Source organism: Rhizobium sp. BT03, assembly GCF_030053155.1.
Lineage (GTDB): Bacteria > Pseudomonadota > Alphaproteobacteria > Rhizobiales > Rhizobiaceae > Rhizobium.
The window spans coordinates 338,798-357,193 of sequence record NZ_CP125643.1 but is presented as its reverse complement, the minus strand read 5'-3'; the positions used below and the strand labels follow the sequence as shown (position 1 = coordinate 357,193).

At 57.1% G+C, this 18,396-nt stretch carries 8 protein-coding genes and 8 pseudogenes; 8 read left to right on the top strand and 8 right to left on the bottom strand.

All coding sequences use genetic code 11. The annotated features are described in order from the left end of the window. Positions 1–310: 310 nt before the first annotated feature. Positions 311–991 (bottom strand): GntR family transcriptional regulator, encoded by a 681-nt coding sequence (locus QMO80_RS29105; RefSeq protein WP_004668612.1) that lies wholly within the window; start codon positions 989–991, stop codon positions 311–313. 590 nt (positions 992–1,581) lie between these two features. On the opposite strand from QMO80_RS29105, the pseudogene QMO80_RS29100 reads away from it, so the two are divergent. Both QMO80_RS29100 and QMO80_RS29095 read left to right on the top strand, forming a co-directional pair. Then, positions 1,582–1,905, top strand: a pseudogene (locus tag QMO80_RS29100) (hypothetical protein). Between the two features lie 160 nt (positions 1,906–2,065). After that, positions 2,066–2,391: pseudogene (locus tag QMO80_RS29095) on the top strand (HipA domain-containing protein); the annotation flags it as partial. A 223-nt stretch (positions 2,392–2,614) separates the two neighbouring features. Here QMO80_RS29095 and QMO80_RS29090 read toward each other — a convergent pair. The 6 genes and pseudogenes from QMO80_RS29090 to QMO80_RS29065 all read right to left on the bottom strand — a co-directional run bounded on the left by QMO80_RS29090 (position 2,615) and on the right by QMO80_RS29065 (position 11,596). Further along, positions 2,615–4,683: pseudogene (locus QMO80_RS29090) on the bottom strand (DUF3141 domain-containing protein). A 720-nt stretch (positions 4,684–5,403) separates the two neighbouring features. Continuing rightward, a pseudogene (locus QMO80_RS29085) lies at positions 5,404–5,600 on the bottom strand (IS21 family transposase); the annotation flags it as partial. 65 nt (positions 5,601–5,665) lie between these two features. Next, complete coding sequence (locus QMO80_RS29080) at positions 5,666–7,195, bottom strand: hypothetical protein (protein ID WP_064812014.1); 1,530 nt, start codon at positions 7,193–7,195, stop codon at positions 5,666–5,668. Between the two features lie 482 nt (positions 7,196–7,677). Further along, positions 7,678–8,133 (bottom strand): hypothetical protein, encoded by a 456-nt coding sequence (locus QMO80_RS29075; RefSeq protein ID WP_011053334.1) that lies wholly within the window; start codon positions 8,131–8,133, stop codon positions 7,678–7,680. Positions 8,134–8,164: 31 nt separating this feature from the next. Beyond that, positions 8,165–9,676, bottom strand: coding sequence for a tyrosinase family protein (locus QMO80_RS29070; protein ID WP_029875549.1), 1,512 nt, complete (start codon positions 9,674–9,676; stop codon positions 8,165–8,167). Positions 9,677–10,443: 767 nt separating this feature from the next. Then, positions 10,444–11,596: pseudogene (locus tag QMO80_RS29065) on the bottom strand (IS256 family transposase). Between the two features lie 288 nt (positions 11,597–11,884). On the opposite strand from QMO80_RS29065, the gene QMO80_RS29060 reads away from it, so the two are divergent. The 5 genes and pseudogenes from QMO80_RS29060 to QMO80_RS29040 all read left to right on the top strand — a co-directional run bounded on the left by QMO80_RS29060 (position 11,885) and on the right by QMO80_RS29040 (position 17,348). Continuing rightward, a protein-coding gene (locus tag QMO80_RS29060; RefSeq protein ID WP_085994809.1) for an IS3-like element ISRel21 family transposase occupies positions 11,885–12,987 on the top strand; the annotation gives its coding sequence in 2 pieces (ribosomal slippage) (positions 11,885–12,146 and positions 12,146–12,987; 1,104 coding nt in all). A 99-nt stretch (positions 12,988–13,086) separates the two neighbouring features. Continuing rightward, positions 13,087–13,214, top strand: a pseudogene (locus QMO80_RS29055) (IS481 family transposase); the annotation flags it as partial. Positions 13,215–14,091: 877 nt separating this feature from the next. Next, positions 14,092–15,225, top strand: a complete 1,134-nt coding sequence (locus tag QMO80_RS29050; RefSeq protein ID WP_237350507.1) for a phosphoribosyltransferase domain-containing protein — start codon at positions 14,092–14,094, stop codon at positions 15,223–15,225. Positions 15,226–15,339: 114 nt separating this feature from the next. Beyond that, positions 15,340–16,440 carry a cysteine protease StiP domain-containing protein gene (locus tag QMO80_RS29045; RefSeq protein ID WP_004675992.1) on the top strand — a complete coding sequence of 367 codons (1,101 nt, stop codon included), beginning with the start codon at positions 15,340–15,342 and terminating at the stop codon, positions 16,438–16,440. Between the two features lie 158 nt (positions 16,441–16,598). After that, positions 16,599–17,348: a hypothetical protein gene (locus tag QMO80_RS29040; protein WP_004675991.1), complete on the top strand. Its 750-nt coding sequence runs from the start codon at positions 16,599–16,601 to the stop codon at positions 17,346–17,348. A gap of 270 nt (positions 17,349–17,618) precedes the next feature. On the opposite strand, the pseudogene QMO80_RS33090 reads toward QMO80_RS29040, so the two are convergent. Then, positions 17,619–17,957 (bottom strand): annotated as a pseudogene (locus QMO80_RS33090) (DUF4334 domain-containing protein); the annotation flags it as partial. Positions 17,958–17,971: 14 nt separating this feature from the next. Here QMO80_RS33090 and QMO80_RS29030 point away from each other — a divergent pair. Next, positions 17,972–18,089 (top strand): annotated as a pseudogene (locus QMO80_RS29030) (DNA polymerase IV); the annotation flags it as partial. Positions 18,090–18,396: the final 307 nt, after the last annotated feature.

The window sequence follows — 18,396 nt, the reverse complement described above, 5'->3', positions numbered from 1 at the left end:
TCCCGCTCCCGAATGTGAGGCAAGCACAATCAGCTACCTCCGTTAGTGAGGAGTAGTTAACGACCTATCAGACAATCTGTCAATCGGAAAATTCATGCTTGGGCCGGCGCGCCCTCGCTACGACGCCAATTTTGCCGTCGCTTCTTCAATCACCTCACTTAAAATGACGTGCAAGCAGCACCCATCTTATCGTCCGATGGACACCAGAGAGGTTGTTGCGTTGTCAAAAGCACCGTGCCTGAAGGATTTAATTACACCCGGCCACCTCCAGCATCAGACAATCTGTCAATTTTCGGAAAATCTTATGGCATCAGCCTGAGGTGTTGTTGCGCAGGTACTCGAGTGCGACTTTCGCAGCCATATCAATGTGGTGCTTACAAGCGGCCGCAGCCCTGGGTCCGTTGCGATTTTGGATCGCTTCGGCAATCTCTTTGATTTCTGCAATGCTATGTTTGAGGCGCCCCGGTTGTGTCATCGAAGTCATGCGCAGAAGATTGATCCGGTTGTGCAGCGATGTTAGCATTTGCCTGACGAAGACGTTTTTGCTGCCATCCATCAAGCAGTCATAGAAGGCGTTTTTGGCAGCGATGAGCCTGTGTCCCACGCCGCTTTCCGCCGACGCTTCGAATTCTCTAACGGCATCTTGCAAAGTGGCAATATCTTCCGCCGTTCCATTTTCGGCGAACTGCTGACCAGCAAACCCCTCGAGCAGCGCGCGGACGGTGTAGAGCTGAGCGGCCTCCTCATAGGTTATGATACTGACAACTGGACCCTTGTGGGGGAAGCTTGTGATCAATCCCTCTGCCTCAAGCTGCCGAAGCGCTTCACGGACGGACGTGCGACCCACGCCGATCATTTCGCAAAGCTCGCGCTCGACGAGCCTTTGCCCCGGCTTGAACTTGCCCGTCGCAATAGCCTGTCTGAGCCTTTCTTCGACTTGCACTCGAAGAGAGGCATTTTGCCGAGCGACCTGCAGCTCCACATCTACCATGATCAATGTCCTACGTAGCACTAATGAATTTGAGCTAAATATATGGCTGCTTCGCGGGGAACTTTCAATCAGATTGTCTGATGAGCGGTCATTAGCAACTATTCTCGAGGATTGAGCCCGCTGTGTAGAGGTCGGCTTCCCGATCCATGAGGAACCGATCGGTTGGCGCGCCATAAGTGGAAATTCTAGTCCAAATGGCCTAGTTCAATTGGTGTCCTGATGGCCGACAATGTCCGCCCGCCGATTTCTCAAAACCAGCCACGTTGCGACCCTGATCGACGAGGTGTCCACGGTCACCGACACCACCGCATCTTCCAGGAGCACCCGTTCGACTAACGGCCGGGTGCAGCTTGGCAATCGGCAAAAGCCGCATCAGCAGACGATAGTGGTTCCGATCGCGCCTCCGGTCCGGAGGCGGCATCTATCTTGAGCGCCTCAAGATCCGCCATCTTTCTTCGCCTGCCAGCCTGGCTCGTACTTGCGCTATCCGCAATTCCCATTCTAACCACTTTTCTCTCTGACCATCTCTCTTGAAAAATTGTAACCTTCGTGCTACATATCTAGTGCAATCTGTAGTGCGAAGGTGACAAATTCCGACACCTCACAACCCTCCGGGTGCGGCGCGCGCTGCGCAAACTGGGCGCAGACATCCACGTCGACGTCGCCGCCTGCCTATGGCGGTAGTAGCCGAACGTGCCTTCACCTCACGCTCAACGCTTCAAAAGATCGAGGCCGGCGACACCAATGTCAGCATCGGCATCTATGCAGGCGTCCTCCAGGCACTCGGCCTGCTAGATGGGCTGAGCCAAGTCGCCGACATCGGTGACGACAGCGTCGGCCAGTCTCTGGCCAATGCAGAGTTGCCCAAGCACGCTCACCCAAGGCGATCACCGGGATCGTCACGCGATGGCTGATTTCGAAGTTCATCTCGACCTTCACGGCCGCACACGTCCCATCTGGCCCGGAGCAATCGCGCCCGTGGTGCCGAAACAATCGTGTTTGAGTATGATCGTGCCTGGCTCGAGGACCCGGGCCGCTTCTCGCTGCAGCCCGCTCTAGCTCTGAGCTGGGGAGAAAAATCACGGCTTTCTGTGGCTCAATAAAGCCAGCTGGTCGTTGTCCCCTGCCTATGACCTCAATCCAGTGCCTACGGATGTCAAGGCGCGCGCGCTGACGACAAACATTGATCTTGATGAAGGCACCTGCTCCCTTGACCTGCTGGAAGAACCTGCAGGGCTCTACGCCCTAACGCTCGCCGAGGCTCGCGCGATCATTAAGGAAGTCGCGACACCGCAAGGTGGCGCGAGACCGCCAAGGCGGTCGGTGCGCGGTCAGCCGAGATCAACCGTATGGCCAGTGCGTTCGATCACGATGATTTGCAGCGAGCGCCAGCCCTATGACGAGAGCCTTCCTCCACAGTTTCAATCCGCCCTCTGCCGGCCCGATCACTGAACCGGATTACGGCATCGTTGCGTTGTAAAGGACGGATGTCCAATGGCAATTTTCCGATCTGCGGTCCTGGCTGGATTTGCGATGGAATTGTTTCAAGCGCCTCCGTGACCAACGAGCGAAAACCAATAATTATGTGATTCGGTGAGATCGAGACGCTACTCTACGAACAAACTATGTCACTGCCAGCGGATCCTCAATCACATCGACGATCGATGGCTGGCCAAGCACGTCCGCGAAGCGCTGTAGCATGGCAACAGTACTCGATGACATCTCCGCCCTGGAGCCCGGGATATAGCAAGCGGCTGCATAAGCGAGTTGCCGTTGCCTCGGTTCCGTTAGCAACAGCGGCAGCGTCTCGATTGCTTGCTCCGGCTCAAAGGTGACGATAGCCGTCTGCACGCGAGTGATTTCGGCCAAATGATCAGCGCTTAGTGAGCGGAAGGGCTCGTCCTCGGTCAGCACCCGTGACCAGCGCGCCAGGCGGTCGCGTCGGATCCCGCCACGATCGCTCACCAGGAGTACGACCATACGGATGATGGCATCGGCGAGTCCGCCGATCGCGATCCTCCTGAGCGCATTGGCGATGTCCGGCTGCCATCTCATATCGTCAAGTGTCGTCCCTTTGCGGTATGCTTCGTGGGGATTGTCAAAATATCGCTGCCAAGGGTTGTTCCAGATCATGTGAAACGCGAGCTCATAACCCATGTCGCGCCAGTCGCGCATGACCACGATCGCCTGTTCGACAGCCTTGAAATAGAGCGCTTCCGCAGCCAGGAAAGGATTTTCCGCTGCTGCGTTCGCCCGGGAGTTCCGTACCTGCTCTGAAATTGACTTATAGCCAACCATGATCGGATTCTGAGAAGACAGCAGCGATCGCTCCAGCCGCTTTGGATGGAACATTCGGCTGGCGTCTGCTGAGATGTCTGTGACCGCGGCCTGCACAAAGGGGCGGGCAACTGTGTGATAGATCTGCGCTTGCAGTTCAGAGACGCGGGCGACGGCAGCGAAGGGACCTCCATCGTCATGGCCGTCGTTAAACTCACGGATATTCTCGAAGGTGCGCTCGATCAGTTCAACACTATAGCTCTTGTGTCCAGCATCTTCTTGAATGTCCGTGATGCGCATCTCGTAAAGGCCAGGCAACAACGCCTCAATTGCCTCGAGCGTGCTTGCAACCTCATTGTATTCTTTGTTGATTACTCTCGAGGAAACGAATGTACCGAGGTGACCGACGTCGTTGTGTACCATATAAATAATGTGCTGGCCGAGAAGGCGGATTTCCTCCTCGTTGTCATAGATTTCGGGGATCCAATTCAGCGCCTGCTGCGGCGGCGTTACATTGTCGCCATGACTGGCAAATATGATAATAGGCGCCCTGATCTTCTTAAGGTCGAAATGCCGCCGGTCCGGCTCCCCATACGCCTTGTTGTGCGCCAGTCGATTACCAACAAAGAGGTGCTCAACTATCCAGCGGATCTCGTCTCCCCGCATCAGGCAGAAGCCGCCCCACCACTTCTCAGCCTTAAGGAAGGCTTCGCTCGCCGCATCCACATCTCGGAACAGTTCGACATACTTCATGAATAACTGGCGCTCGGGATTGAGCGTTTCGAAATTCTGTACGAGATGGGCGCCGTCGAAGATGCCTCCGCCCAGATCTGACAAAAACATGGTTATCCAAGCTCCCCCGAAGAGGCCCGCCATGTAGCGGAGGGTATTTTCGCCGATATTTCCCGAGGTAGGTGTCACCGGCGATCCGTTGAGGATGATCGGGCCAGCTAAGTCGAGATTTGTCGCAACCATCAGAAGGGTAGCCCAGCCAGCTTGGCAGTTGCCGACTACGACTGGAAGGCGGGCAAGCGGATGCAGGCGCATGACCTCACGAACAAAGGCCGCTTCCGCATACGTGACATTAGAGAGATACTGCCCCCCTCTGGCTCTCGGCGGAAGGACACCAAATAAACCGGGTGACCTTCCCGGAACGCCACGCCGACCTGGCTGTCTTCTTTGTGGCCACCGACGCCGGGACTATGTCCGGCGCGCGGGCAAATGATTATGAAGGGGCGCTTCGTGTCATCGACGTTAACACCTTGGGGCGGGATCATTCGAAGTAACACGTAATTGGATTTCAAGGGCAGATCGTTTCCATCCATAACTGTCTCGTAGTCGCAGAAGAAAACCGGCGGACAGCCTGCCGCTTCATGTTCGAGGAAGATGTCGCCGCGCTGTCGGAGAAGATCCATGCACAATATGGCGCGCTCACTAGCGTCGCGCAGGTATTCCGCCCAAGCGTGGCCCAAATTCCCATTGCCGTGCACCTCGCGTAGACTCTCGGCAAGACGTTCGGCCTCAGTAAAGAGCTTTCCCTGGCGGGTAGAGTGGGTGTCGCACATGACTTGCACGCGGCGCAATAAGGCAACCTGCAGAATTTTAGCGGTTTCAGCGCCCGCTGCCGCCAAGCGTTGGAACATCGGGAATAGACTTTGGGTCACTTGGCTGTCCAGTTCCGTGGATGGCGCTTCAATCCACCGGAGCGGGTTTAGAGATGTAAGAATATCCGCCATCGTTTCAACTCCTCTATGGTTATGATCCCGTACGCATACATACGTGCCAGATCGATCGTGCTTCCGTCTGGCGAGGTGCTCGGTAGGCAATGCCGACGCCTAGGAAAGCAGTTTGACGACTTCCGACCCCAACGAGTTACCGCCGCATTCATCCCCTGCAATGTCTATGCCAAGCACTGGGTCAGCCAGCTACGCCGGGAGAGGGGGCAGCAAGCTCGTCGCCAGGGAAAGCCACACAAAGTCTTCATTCAGCCTGGATCAGCAGTTTCTCCCAGCTCGTTGGAGACTATCGGAGGACAGGAGGTGATGGATTCGCCTGCGGTGTGGGATCCCACCAACTAGGATGTTTCAGCGGCCGTCCGCGTGGCTTTGGTTGGGGCTAAGGCTGGTGGTGGCACGGTTATAGACGATGCCTTCTGTCTGACGCTCACCGATGACGGCAGTCTTCATCCGGTCGCAAAGCACTCCCGCGGAGCGCCGCCGAGAGCCTCGAAGGCCGCGATGTGGAAACGCAGGCCGGTCATCTGATGCATGACGAAGCGTGCCCAGATGGGACGGCTATGACCCGGCACTATCGTGAACAGCCAGATGATCCTCGGCGCCAGTTAAAGTGCCGACCGCGTGACACCGCCATTTTCGCTGGCGTTAGTGTTGGTCAGGTTTACAGCAGATCACCGATAACAGTGGACAGGTTAAACGGAACGATTCCGATCTCACCACGCGGCATCCTGTCGAGCAAGTCGACCGTGCGGGCAAAGGTTTCGACTTGCTGAAAGGCGTAATCAGGGTCGAGCCGGTCCAAGCCTCCGCCCGGCAAGACCTGGCAAAGATAGTCCGGTATCGGACAGCTTGATATCGTCGGAATTCCTGATGCGTATAATGGCTGTCCTTCGCCCAACATCACCTGCGCCGCCGCTGGGGCGACTATCAGCGCGCGTACCTTTTTGCGCCCGCGTGCGGCAGCGATGTACACGTCACTCATCGACTTATTACTGGTATAGATCAAATCGAGTTCCGGCTTCCCGGTGGGCGCGGGGTGCCCTTTTGCAAAGTCATCTCGCCACTCGGTACATCCAAGATGCTCAATCGTAGCTCCTGCAACGGCTTTAGCATGGCCGGGTTTGCCGTCCCACAATTCTGGATGCATTTCGAGCCAGGTCGCCGTCGCCTGATTCCCGTGGCGGCCGAACTGGGGAAGCTGGAAATGACCCGTGACGAGTACGAAGACGAGGCTCCGGTTGCGGGCAGATTTCGGTAGCGAGGAGAAATAATGCGCCAGAGCGAGTACCCCAGCACCGCCGTTCTCTTCGCACGCATTAGGTCCATCGGTGTGGGTGTTGATGATGATTGTCTCAAGCAGGTTGCAGCCCGGCAAAACCGCATAAATCGTATCGGTCGCAACGTCTTCCAACGTGCCATCCAAGGTCAGGCGACCGCTCAAACCGTGCTTGCTCGCGGCTTTGATCCGCTCTCCTTCAGATTGCGCCACCCATATTGCAGGTAAGCCCCAATACGGTGTGGTGAATGGCAGCACCTGCCCCTTCAACTGCACTTCCGAGACGCCTTCGAAAATGCAAACGACGGCTAAAACCCCTGCTTCACGCGCCTTGTCGATCGGTACGCCAAGCAAACCGGTGATAAGCGGCGTGGTTACGGCTTTGGGAAAGTCTATGCCTTCCGGCAGGCTGCCGCGTCGATTGGTCACCAGTTCGAGGAATGCCGCCAGATCCCGACGCTTTACCGTCACCACCGCAATTTTGCCGCGGGCTTTCTCAAACGCCTGAACCCGACCGTTGAAAAGAACCATCTTACCCGAGATACCGCCGGGAGGTGTAAGCCCGGAATACGGGAACGGCGCCGCTACCTCAATTACTTCACCATTTGACAGTTTGAACGCGGTGGTTCGTGGCATCCACCGGCGCATCGTGAGTTGATCGCGCTTCACCTCAAGGCCCATCCCTCTCAACTCACCAGCAAGATAATCGATTGCCCGTGCTTGCGCCGGGCTGCCGGTCAATCGGGGGCCGAAACTGTTGAGCCTTTTGATCCAACTCCAAAGTTTCCGCTGATCAGGGAGTGCGGGGATGGACGGCTTTCGCTGCTCACTGAATCCGGTGCTGGGAAAAGCCGGGAATACGATCCCGGCGAGAAGAGCAGTGAGCCCAACAGTCGAAAAATCTCTTCGTTTCAAGACTAACCTCCGCGCCTCTCTATCACGAATGGAAGCGATACCTATGGCCGCACGCCGCCCGTGTCCTTGCAAATCCAGTGCCATTAAAAGCACACGTCTAATCTTCAGTTTTGAATTGAACGCGCAGTCTGAATCGGTTTTGGACCGCGTGCGAAGTCAATGCAGCTTTCGGACAGCCTCCGCGCAAGCATCTGAAGTGGTTGAAGAGTCACTTTACTGATCTAGGAACGCGTCGTTGGTTCAATGCCTTTAAGAGCGACTTTATCTTGAGCCTAGTCTCGGGTCGGCCAAAAACCTTTGCCTGCTTGCAGACGACCATCAGTCGCCGAATGCAGCGGCAAGACTGTAAACTGTTGACCACGATAGGCGCTGCGCGTTGGACCTTTGTCACAACAACCTATCAAAACCCTCTATTTTATCCGGCGGACTTTCATTGCCGCCAAGGTTCTGGAGCTAGCGGCAAATCAGCCCCGACTGCCAATCTATTCAATGCTAGCGTCGCTGATAGTGATGCTGGCGCCCGAACCGCCGCCTGTTTGAGGCTCCAGCCGGATAATGACGGTCTGTGGCTGACGGCAAGACGGGTCATCGGGCAAGGGAAACCCAAATCGTTGAGGCTTTGCCCCGTCCAATACCGAAAACGCCTTGTTCGGAAAAATACCAAACCTACCAATTTCGCGAACGTTACTGCCGCAGTCAAGCGAAACGACCGTCGTCACTGGTCCTGAAGTCGACGGTTCATAACCAGTGACAGTAAGGACGACCCGCGCACTGGTATCAACCGATGAGTGGACTGCTCTGCTCGATATGGTTATCGTCGCGGGCTTACTGGTCGTTGCCCGCATGTCGCTCTCGTTAGCTTGAACCGGGCTGACGATGCGCAGCATCGATAATGCCGCCGCACGAATAGCGATAAGCACCCAACGATGATAGCGCATCGATGTCTCCACAACCCAGCCAGTCCGGATGTTAGGCGGACACTATGGCTATTTCTAGCTTTGCGGGCTCTACGGCGCCGGGTTTGCCCGCTCCCGATCCGACAGGAATGAGCTGCAGGTCGATGGCCTCGCCATCCGTCTGCCCCCTTCCGCCGTAAACCCGCTGGATCGCGTCCGTCAGATCGAGGACGAAGGATGGTTTGCGATGATGGTCGCCGTCATGACCGAGAACGGCGAAAGAACCGACGTAATGGGGATCGGTGACGGGCGTATCGGCCTTAAGGTCGTTCTTGCCGAGAAACACCCGAACGCTGGTCGTGCTGGCACTGGTGATCTCGACATCGCGCAGGAATGCCAGCACACGAGGAGCGGAGGCCGCCTGCTCCTGTGCCGCGCCGAAATCCATTGTATCCATGCCGGATGGCAGAGGCGGTTGGCGGACGATCTCCTGCAATGCGCCCGCCGGGATCTTGATCGGCAGCGAAAGCGGCACGTTTTCCGTTGCCGCCTTGCTGTTGTCCGTGGAGGTGGTCGTCACGCCGGCGATTGCAGCATCGGTCGCCGTCGCCGCGATCACGGACGTGAGTTTATCGTTCAGGGCCAGCGTTTTGGCGCTCGCCGCCGCGACCTTGAAGTAGGTCCGGAAACCATAATTGTATCCGAGTTCCTCTGGAACATAAAGGTCAGAGACCTTCGGGGACCAGAAGTTGCCGTCGACATCGTAGAAATTGTCGGTGAACGGCATGTCGGCCCAGAGTCGATCCGTGCTGTTGGCGTTGCGCAAATTCCAGGTCGCCCAGATGCGGTCGATGTTGCAATGATGCATGAAGAAGATCGGATCGCGGGGCGACGACATTTCCGGCATCCAGCCACCGATATTGTTGTGCACCTGATTGTGCGGTGTGTATTCCAGCGCCCCCTGCGTGCCGCTGCTGGTGGTGACCCAGGAAGGATCGAGTGAGTTCTGTCCCTCGGGGCGGGTGGTGCCGAAGACCTCGTATGGCTTCGCCGTTAGGATGGTGTTGAGAACCTGTGGCCCAACTATATTGTCCGGCATCGGCTGCGTGATTGGCCAGGTGCGCGACGAAACATAAAGTGGATTGTCCTTGCCGTCGGGCGTCTTTTGCATTGTGAACACTTCGGGCAGGTACGGATTGTCGGTCCAGTCCCAGAACGGCATAGCGAAATCGTTGTTCTTGGTCACGTGCCGAACGATGCGCTCGTACATAGCCGTATAGGCCCTGTGCCACGGCAGGAAATACCAGTTGCCATGCGGGCAGTATTTGACGACGTCACCGCTGCCGTGAATTTTCGAGAGGTTGACCCAGTTGAATTTGTCGCTGGCGGGAAGGGCGTTGAGAAGGCGCACTGCGTCGCGATAGGTCTCGATGATCGGGTCGTTCCAGGCCAAGCCCTGCAGTGAGCGCCGCCAAGGGATTGACGGTATCTGCGCGAAGGCTTTTGTCCCCGGTAGGCCGCTGGCGAGCAGGCCTGCTGCAATGACGCCACCCTGAACGATGACATGTCTGCGTGTGATGCTCATCTTACTCTCCCTTGGATTTGAATTGTCCTTCGCCAAGATTAATGCCGCTTTTAGGCCGGTTCCGCGCCGTCTGGGCGCGGGAGCAGTGGGCAATTCGCACCACCATAGAGCTTGCGTTGGCTCTTTCTGAGTTTCGGTGAATCGGCGGCACGAGAAATGAAGCAAGCGACATGCCACTCGAAAATGCAGCGTAAAATGCGAGCTAAAAACGCTACTACCGATCGTATTCCTGCATTCCAGTTGGAATCCAGATTCCGGAAAACTTAGTATCGCATTCCATGATCGTTCGAGCGACGGCTTGCCGACCAGCCACGGCAAGCACGTTCGGTTGCGAAAACCTCAAATGATCAAGCTGAAACAGTTGTTCAGACCGGTGAGAGGGCCCAAGATGCTGAAAACGCCCTGTGCGACGATAGAGAAGCACGCATCTCGAACAGGCTTTCCCTATCGGACCCCCAGCAATGACGGAGCCGTAGCCCGCTCGCTCTCAAATTCAAAGCTGCGAAGCAGGCACCACTCCGTGGCTTGACGGGTGCGTAGAGCAGAGCGGGACAAACCGATTGTCGTGATCTCGACAAATGCGACAAAGGGCGGCGGCTGTCCGACATTTGCGAGAATAGCGGCGGGAACTCCGCGCGGGAACAACGGGCTCACCAAGTGATCCCACTTTCAGTCCCATTGTGCCCACTCATTCGGGCTTACTGTCGGACCCTATCGAGACCTCGCCGCAGCTGCGAAGCCCCACTCATATCCGTTTGAATTTGGCATCAAGGCTTGACGCTTGCCGTCCACACGGGGCAATTCGGGCAGTGTATTAGCCTGCTGTCCCGCTCGTTTCCTGACCCGACATCACAGCGGGGCAGGCTGATTTGGGGCTCATCTCATTTGGGCCATGGTCTCAAGCGTCATATACTTGGCGCGTTGAACGGCCCATTCGTCATTCTGTTCGAGCAGCAGTGCGCCGACGAGACGGACGATGGCTTCGTCGTTCGGAAAGATGCCGACGACCTCGGTGCGTCGCTTGATTTCGCCGTTGAGACGCTCAATTGGATTCGTCGAGTGCAGCTTTGCCCGGTGCTCTTTGGGGAAGGTCATGTAGGCGAGCACGTCCTCTTCAGCGTCGTCCATGATGGTGGCAAGCTTCGGCACTTTCGGCCTGATTTGATCGGCGACACTGCGCCATTGTGCGGCTTGCTGCCTCCGGGGTCTCCTGGGCAAAGGCCGTCGCGATGAAGGCGGATACGACCCGCCTGCCGCTCTTTCCAGCATGCGCGAGCACGTTCCTCATGAAGTGAACCCGGCACCTTTGCCAAGTGGCATTGAGAACCTTGGAAACGGCAGCCTTGATGCCCTCATGTGCATCAGAGACAACCAACTTCACCCCGCGTAGACCGCGGCGCGTTAGCCTGCGCAGGAATTCCGTCCAGATCGGTTCGGCCTCCGAGGTGCCAACTTCCATACCCAGGACCTCGCGCCGACCGTCGTTATTGACGCCGACCGCGATAATGACGGCGACTGAGACGATGCGGCCGCCACGCCGGACCTTGAGATAGGTCGCATCCACCACAGGTCGTCGACAGAACGAGTCGAGATTCCCTGGATATACGCTTCCTGGATAACGGCCGTCAGAGCTTTCTCTGCCATGCGGCGCGGTTCAAGGAAGCTCGGAAAGTAGCTGCCTTTGCGCAGCTTCGGAATGCGAAGCTCGACGGTGCCAGCCCGCGTCTCCCAATCGCGGTCACGGTAGCCATTGCGTTGAGTGAGCCGCATGGGGTTCTTCACACCGAAGTCAGCACCCGTGGCCGAGCCGACCTCCAACTCCATCAGCCGCTCGGCGGCAAAGCCAATCATCTCACGCAACAAATCTGCATCGGCACTCTTCTCAACAAGGGAGCGCCCGTTCATCATGTCATTGGTCATCGGTGATCTTTCCGTCAGGTTGGTCTTGAACAACCCGACCCTAGCGGAAAAACACTGATGGCCGCCCGCAAAGCCGATCACCCGCTACAGCGCAACGAGAAGCGCGCGGGCGCTCGGCTTTACTCCCTACCGTCACCTACACCAGGTGCTGGGACACGATCCGCGTTGCCGGTTGCTCACACCGCGCCACTTGGCGTATTCAAAACTGATCTGAACCCTTCAAACTGGACCAATTTTGGTTAGAGTTTTCCGGTGCATTTTCCTGGCTGGGAAAGGGACCAGAAGACGATGAAAGCGTCGCAGTTTTCGGACGCTCAGAAGGCGTTCATTCTGAAGCAAGGTGATGAAGGCGTGTCGGTTGCTGAAATCTGCAGGAAGGCGGGGATCAGCCAGGCGACTTATTTCAACTGGAAGAAAAAATACGCGGGCATGCTGCCACCGGAGATGAAGAGGCTGAAACAGCTCGAGGACGAGAATTCGCGCCTGAAGAAGATCGTCGCGGATCTGACGCTGGACCGCGAGATGTTGCAGGATGTCATCCGCCGAAAGCTCTAAGGCCTGCTCGGAAGCGGGAGATGGTGAAAGGCATGTGCTGCGATTGGGCGATCTCGATCCGACGTGCTTGTGGAGCGTTGAACTTCGATCGATCAACTCACCACTATACCTCTCGCCGTGCTGATCAGGCCGGTCTGGAACGTCGTATTCGCGAGATCTGCGAGATCCGTGTGCGGTACGGCTATCGCCGCGTGCATGTGCTGTTGGAACGCGAGGGTTGGGGCACCAACATCAAGCGAACCTACCGCATTTACAGGGACTTGGGGCTACAGTTGCGGAACAAGACACCGAAGCGGGGGGTAAAAGCCAAGCTTCGCGAGGATCGGCACATGGCCGTCGGACCCAACGACGTCTGGGCGATGGACTTCGTTCACGACCAACTCGCAACGGGTAAGAAACTGCGCGTGCTGACGGTGGTCGACACCTTCTCGCGCTACGTGCCGGTGCTTGATCCACGTCATAGCTATAGAGGCGAAGACGTTGTGCAAACCCTTGAACGGGTGTGCCAAAAAGCCGGCTATCCGAAAACGATCCGTGTCGACCAAGGGACCGAGTTCGTGTCGCGCGACTTGGACCTGTGGGCCTATTCCAAGGGTGTGACGTTGGACTTCTCACGCCCCGGCAAGCCGACTGATAATGCTTTCATCGAAGCGTTCAATGGCCGCTTCCGTGCAGAATGCCTGAACCAGCATTGGTTCCTGACCCTTGCGGATGCCCGCGAAAAGATGGAGGATTGGCGTAGATACTACAATGAGGAAAGACCTCATGGTGCGATCGGCAACAAGGTGCCGATCTCGTTGGTGAATTCGGGAGGCGCAACCAGCCCGCCTCCCTGAATGAAGCCGGAAAACTCTAGCATCCGGTGGTCCAACGTTTGGGAGCGTTTCAAAACCGCCGAGGCTCTAATCGCCGCTGGATGAAAGTTCAGTGGCAGGTCACGCAGGCTCAAGACCCTCAAGGGCCTCACACTACGAGTTCGTCTGCAAGACATAGACTTCGCAGCCTGAACGTTTCACCCTCGATCCGCTCCATGAAAATGCCGGGACTGAACAACGACGGCTGAGTGCAGGCATCAAGACTTAAGTCTGTCGTAAAGCAGACAAAGCGAATACAAACGTGGTGCGAACTGTCGGCTATTGGCTGACACGAAGATGCAGAACCCTCGACGTGCTGGAGGTGCCCCAGGCACCTGCTATCATCGCAGGTTGGGGCCAAGGCTGGCCTGCTCTGATCCCCGGTAGTGGGCGGGGTACACCCTGCCGATTTCAATGAAGCTACGCCTTTTTTCCCGGCTGATCTCGTCCACCGTTCAAAGGCCCAACCGCCACGTCAGCAGCGTTTAGGCGAATATACGCTCCAGCATCTCTCTTAACTGCAGCGCTTCGCCGCCATCTGAGGTTTCGCGACCGCACGCGCTTGCCATGGCAGGTCCCGCAATCCGTCGCCCAAAGCCGTTATGGATGCAATACGAAATTTCCCGGCAATCTGGACATCTGCCGCGTGAGACCTGGAATGCAATATTCGAGTTCTGGTGCCTATTCAGCTCCCATTCGTGCTGCATGTCCGAGTGGCACGTCCCTTGCTTCACTTCATGCTACTGATTCACCGCAGAGAGCGAGGATGAACTGACGTAAACTCTATTTCTATCGCCCCAGTCGCTTTGTCGGAGATGGGTCACGAGCCGCATCGACGGGGCAGGAAGGCCTCAGATCGGGATTTAGCCCCAACGAAGCTGAAACCAGGGAGGCGCTCGGCCGTGCTGGCCTTCGCGCCAAGGGCCGGCGAATTCTCCTGCGATATCGTGGCGCGGATGCACTCTGAGCCTCGAGAGGTAAGTGCTACCCTGCTCGTCAACGAGACGCCAATGAGCGTGCGGCGTCACGGAAACATATGGCACGGATTTTTTCCACGGTAAACGTCCGTACTTTCGAAAGCTGGCAATGGTGAATCCTTCAACATACTCTGCGCAACTCGCCGACGGCACTATCTCGGTTCACGTGGATCGAAGCCTTGTATCCCCCATCGAGATGTTCGGCTTCGGGCAGCGAATCAACCCGAACCGCTCGTTTCTGTTTGTTTCCAAGGTTCTTGGTCGATTCCTGCCGATCCGCCCTTCGGTCATGGGAAATGTATTCGACCTCCTTGCACGTCAGATTCCTGCCGATATTCCTGGTCCGGTTTTGTTCATCGGAATAGCCGAAGCGGGCATTGGCCTTGGTGCGGGTGTCCATCGGCGGTTCCGCGAACTCACTGGTCGCGGCGATGCAATATATATCTGCTCCACTCGCCATGATCTTAAACTGCCGCTGCTGTGCGAATTTGAGGAAGAGCATAGCCATGCCCCGCGGCACCTCCTGCACGAACCATGCGAGGCAAGGCTCCGCGACTTGGTTCATGGTGCGACCGGCTTGGTACTCGTTGACGATGAGGCTTCGACAGGTAAGACATTTGCCAACATCTTCGCTGCCCTTCCTGCAAAAATTCGTTTGAAGCTGAAGCACACAGTCCTACTTACGCTTACCGACTGGTCAGAAGGCGCTGCCCGCGCGGAGATCACGGGAACAGTCAGTGAGGCTACTATCGTTTCCGGACGGTACAGTTGGACTCCGCGTGGGGATTTCACGGCAGCTACTCCGCAGGTCCCTTCCTGTGACCGTCCTAAGCGGCCCGAGGTCTGTCCCGACGTCGCTCGAGACTGGGCGCGTCTCGGCGTCGTCGATCACTTGCAGGGTCTCAATGCAAACGCTGCCGATGACGGGATTACCCTCGTACTCGGAACGGGCGAACACGTGTGGCAGCCCTTCCTGCTTGCGGAGCGCTTGGAAAAGGAGGGCGCTGAGGTTTTCTATTCATCCGTGACGCGTTCTCCCCTGTCGAAAGGCCACGCGATCGGTTCAGTACTTTCGTTCTCCGACAACTACGGCGGAACGGTTCCACATTACCTCTACAACGTCGATCCAGCGCTGTACTCGAAAATTATACTCTGCTCGGAGACAGGCCCGGAAAATGTCTGTGCCAGCCTGATGTCCGCACTGGGCGATCCCATTGTCCTTTCAGACGTAGAAGGTGAATGAAGCCGCCTTAGGCCATGCGGTCTGCCGCTTCGAAATCGGCTCACTCGATCGGACATTTCCGCCAGTCCACAGCGACACAACACTGCTGTCGCGTTACCTAAGGACATCACTCCCATGGGGGATACCTATGACAGCATCGCCTCCCCTGCCACACTAGGCTCCTACGCCGAATACGACGTGACGCTCCTTCTCAAGAGAGTGGATATTCAGCCTACTGACACGGCCACGAGGGAAGAGGCCATCCAATCCGGGCGGCGGCATTACTCGGAAATGATTTCCGCCGAGATGGCCCCGACCCGCGAATACATGGAGCTGTTTGCTAAGGCCATGGCCACTGGTGGCCCGCGCATGGGCGCCGAGACGGCACGCCTCGCCCTCGCGATCGTGCAGTCGGTCGAGGGTCCTATTACCCTTGTCAGTTTGGTCCGCGCCGGCGTGCCCTTCGGCATCCTTCTCAAGAGGGCCATCGCCTTACTCGGCCGGGACGTCGGACACTACGGGTTGTCGATCATTCGCGACAAGGGCGTTGACGACGAGGCTATGCGCCACATTCTTGCCAGGCGTCCTGTCGAGAGCATCGTCTTCGTAGATAGCTGGACGGGCAAAGGAGCAATTGCGAACCAACTCGAAAAGAGCTTCAAGGACTACTCAGACCGGCCTGCGCGGCTAGTTGTATTGGCCGACCCCTGCGGCTGCGCATGGCTCGCCGCATCGGGCGACGACTGGCTTATTCCCTCCGGAATGCTAGGATGCACCGTATCCGGGCTTATCAGCCGCTCGATCCTCAACGCTGCCCTCGTCGGTCCCGGTGACTTCCACGCCTGCGTCCAGTGGGATAATCTCGCGGAACACGATATTTCCCGATCATTCGTGGATGGTATGTGGAATGATGTCTCCACTGTGATTGCAACCGAAATCCCGAGCGTCTGGAGTATCGAGACCCGCCGGGCGCATCGCGATGCCGCCGCCGCTGCCGTCGCCTGGGTGATGGGGGAGGACGCCGTAACGAACATCAACCGAGTAAAGCCGGGCATTGCGGAGGCGACCAGAGCCATCCTGCGACGTGTGCCGGAAAAGGTGTACGTCTCGTCGCCAACCGATCCAGAACTCGCGGCCCTCATGTACCTGATCGACAACAAAGGCGTCCCGTATGTCGTCTCCCCTAGAAAGATCGCCCCCTACCGCGCCGTCACGCTGATCCGGCACGTCTCCTAATCTCCACGTATGTCTACTTACGAGCTCGGCGCGCAGGTCAAGGAAACTGAGATGTGACAAATTCCGTATCGTAAAATTCATTGCCAATGGAGAATCCGCGAAAGCTCACATCTGGCAATCGATCAGATATTTAACCAGTCGCATTTTGGAGTACGCATATGAAGCCCATTGCTCTGGTGGACCTCGACGACACCTTGTTTCAAACCAAGAAAAAGATACCGGAGATTGCGGAAGCCGATCTGGTATTGGCGTCCAAATCCATTAATGGAAGCAACTCCTATATGACGAAGATTCAAGCTGCCTTTGTCGAGTGGCTGCTCGTCTCCACGGAGGCCATCCCGGTTACGGCGCGCGGCTCTGAGGCTCTTTCGCGCGTTACGATCGCGTTTGAAAGCTACTCAATCGTATCGAACGGTGCCGTCATCCTCAAAAAGGACGGCAAGCCTGACGCCGAATGGCATGAGGTCGTCGCAAGGGAGCTCCGGCCGCTTGCCGGCTTTTTCGATAAGCTCCTCGATGAGGGCAGGACCAAGGCGAGGGAACTTGGCGTCCACATCCGGTGCTGGTCGGTGATGGAAGCTGATCTCGCGACATATGTTGTCTTCAAAGAGATTGACGGAGACGGCTCACGCCTTGAAGAGATTGTGCCGATCATTCGAGAAAAACGGGGTTGGGTTCGACACCACAACGGCAATAACCTTGCGCTAGTTCCGCCTGCGATCTCAAAACGGGTGGCCTCACAATTTCTGCTCAAAAAGCTTCGGACGGAGCATCCAGGTCGCCCAGTGATCGGCTACGGTGACAGTGTGAGCGACTTCTCCTACCTGTCCCTCTGCGACTGGTGGGGCGCTCCGGGTAACTCTCAAATGACAGACCTTGTCGTTTCCGCTGTTGCGCGTGAGAGATAGGTGACACGCGTACTGCGAACGTGGTGATATGTGAGGAGGGTGCAGGAATGATCCTGCACCTCCAGTCTTTCAGTAGAAACTTCCTATGGGTAAAACGCCGCGCCATATCGCGGTAAGAACCATGGCAAGCGCGGCGAGGATCGCGAGATTCCCGTCGGCTTTTACCACGAGTACGTAGAGCTTGTATTTCAGCATGATATGACCTTTCGATGAGCTCATTAGGAACTGCCGTCTCGACGGTTCGTGCCTTACTTGCGCAGAGCGAAATTTCGCGCCCATGATCCTCTCGGCGTCGATCCGCCGGAAATGGTCGACGATGGGTTGATCGTCATAGACCATGGCCGCGCTCTTGACGCAGCCGAACATCATGGCCTTCAAAGACGCGACCGGGCCCTCGCCCGCAGCCGGCGCTGGAGATAGGAAAACTTGGTTGCTTGCCACACGCGTCCTGTCGATCTTATAAAAACGCAACGTTAGCCGAAGCGGGATCCATTTGGGATCCACGGCAACCAGCCGCCGGTCTCCCGCTCGAAACAGCAGCACATCGGCGCGCATGTCCGGCGTGAACCGTTTGCCGAACCAGCCAAGATCTTCGAGCACACCATCGAACGATGCCCCGTCGATTGGCGACTGTCTATCCATTCAAGCGGCCAGTGCGGCTGCTCGGCGTCACGCTTTCAACGCTGACGACCTCCGATCGGCAATGCACGACCCCAGTCCCAACTTGATCTCGGGCTCTGACGGCCCATCGCCCCGAAATAGAAAAGCCTGCCGCGGGAGGAGGTGCGGCAGGCTTTCCTAAAAGAACCGAACGGCGACCTGGGAGGAGGAGTGCCGCTGTTCCCACAGACGTCCCTTTGGGAGGAGGAGTGGGCCGTCTAAACTTCGAAGCGTTGCGGGAGGAAGCATCGCTTCGATGAAAATAGCAATACTCGGGCCAGCGCCATGAAGCCAGCGTCTATGTTGCACTGCAGCTATGCACCCGCCGCAACAATCGGCAGGACATCGAGCATTCCTACCCCTGATTTTGTCGGCGGCTCTGCCGCTG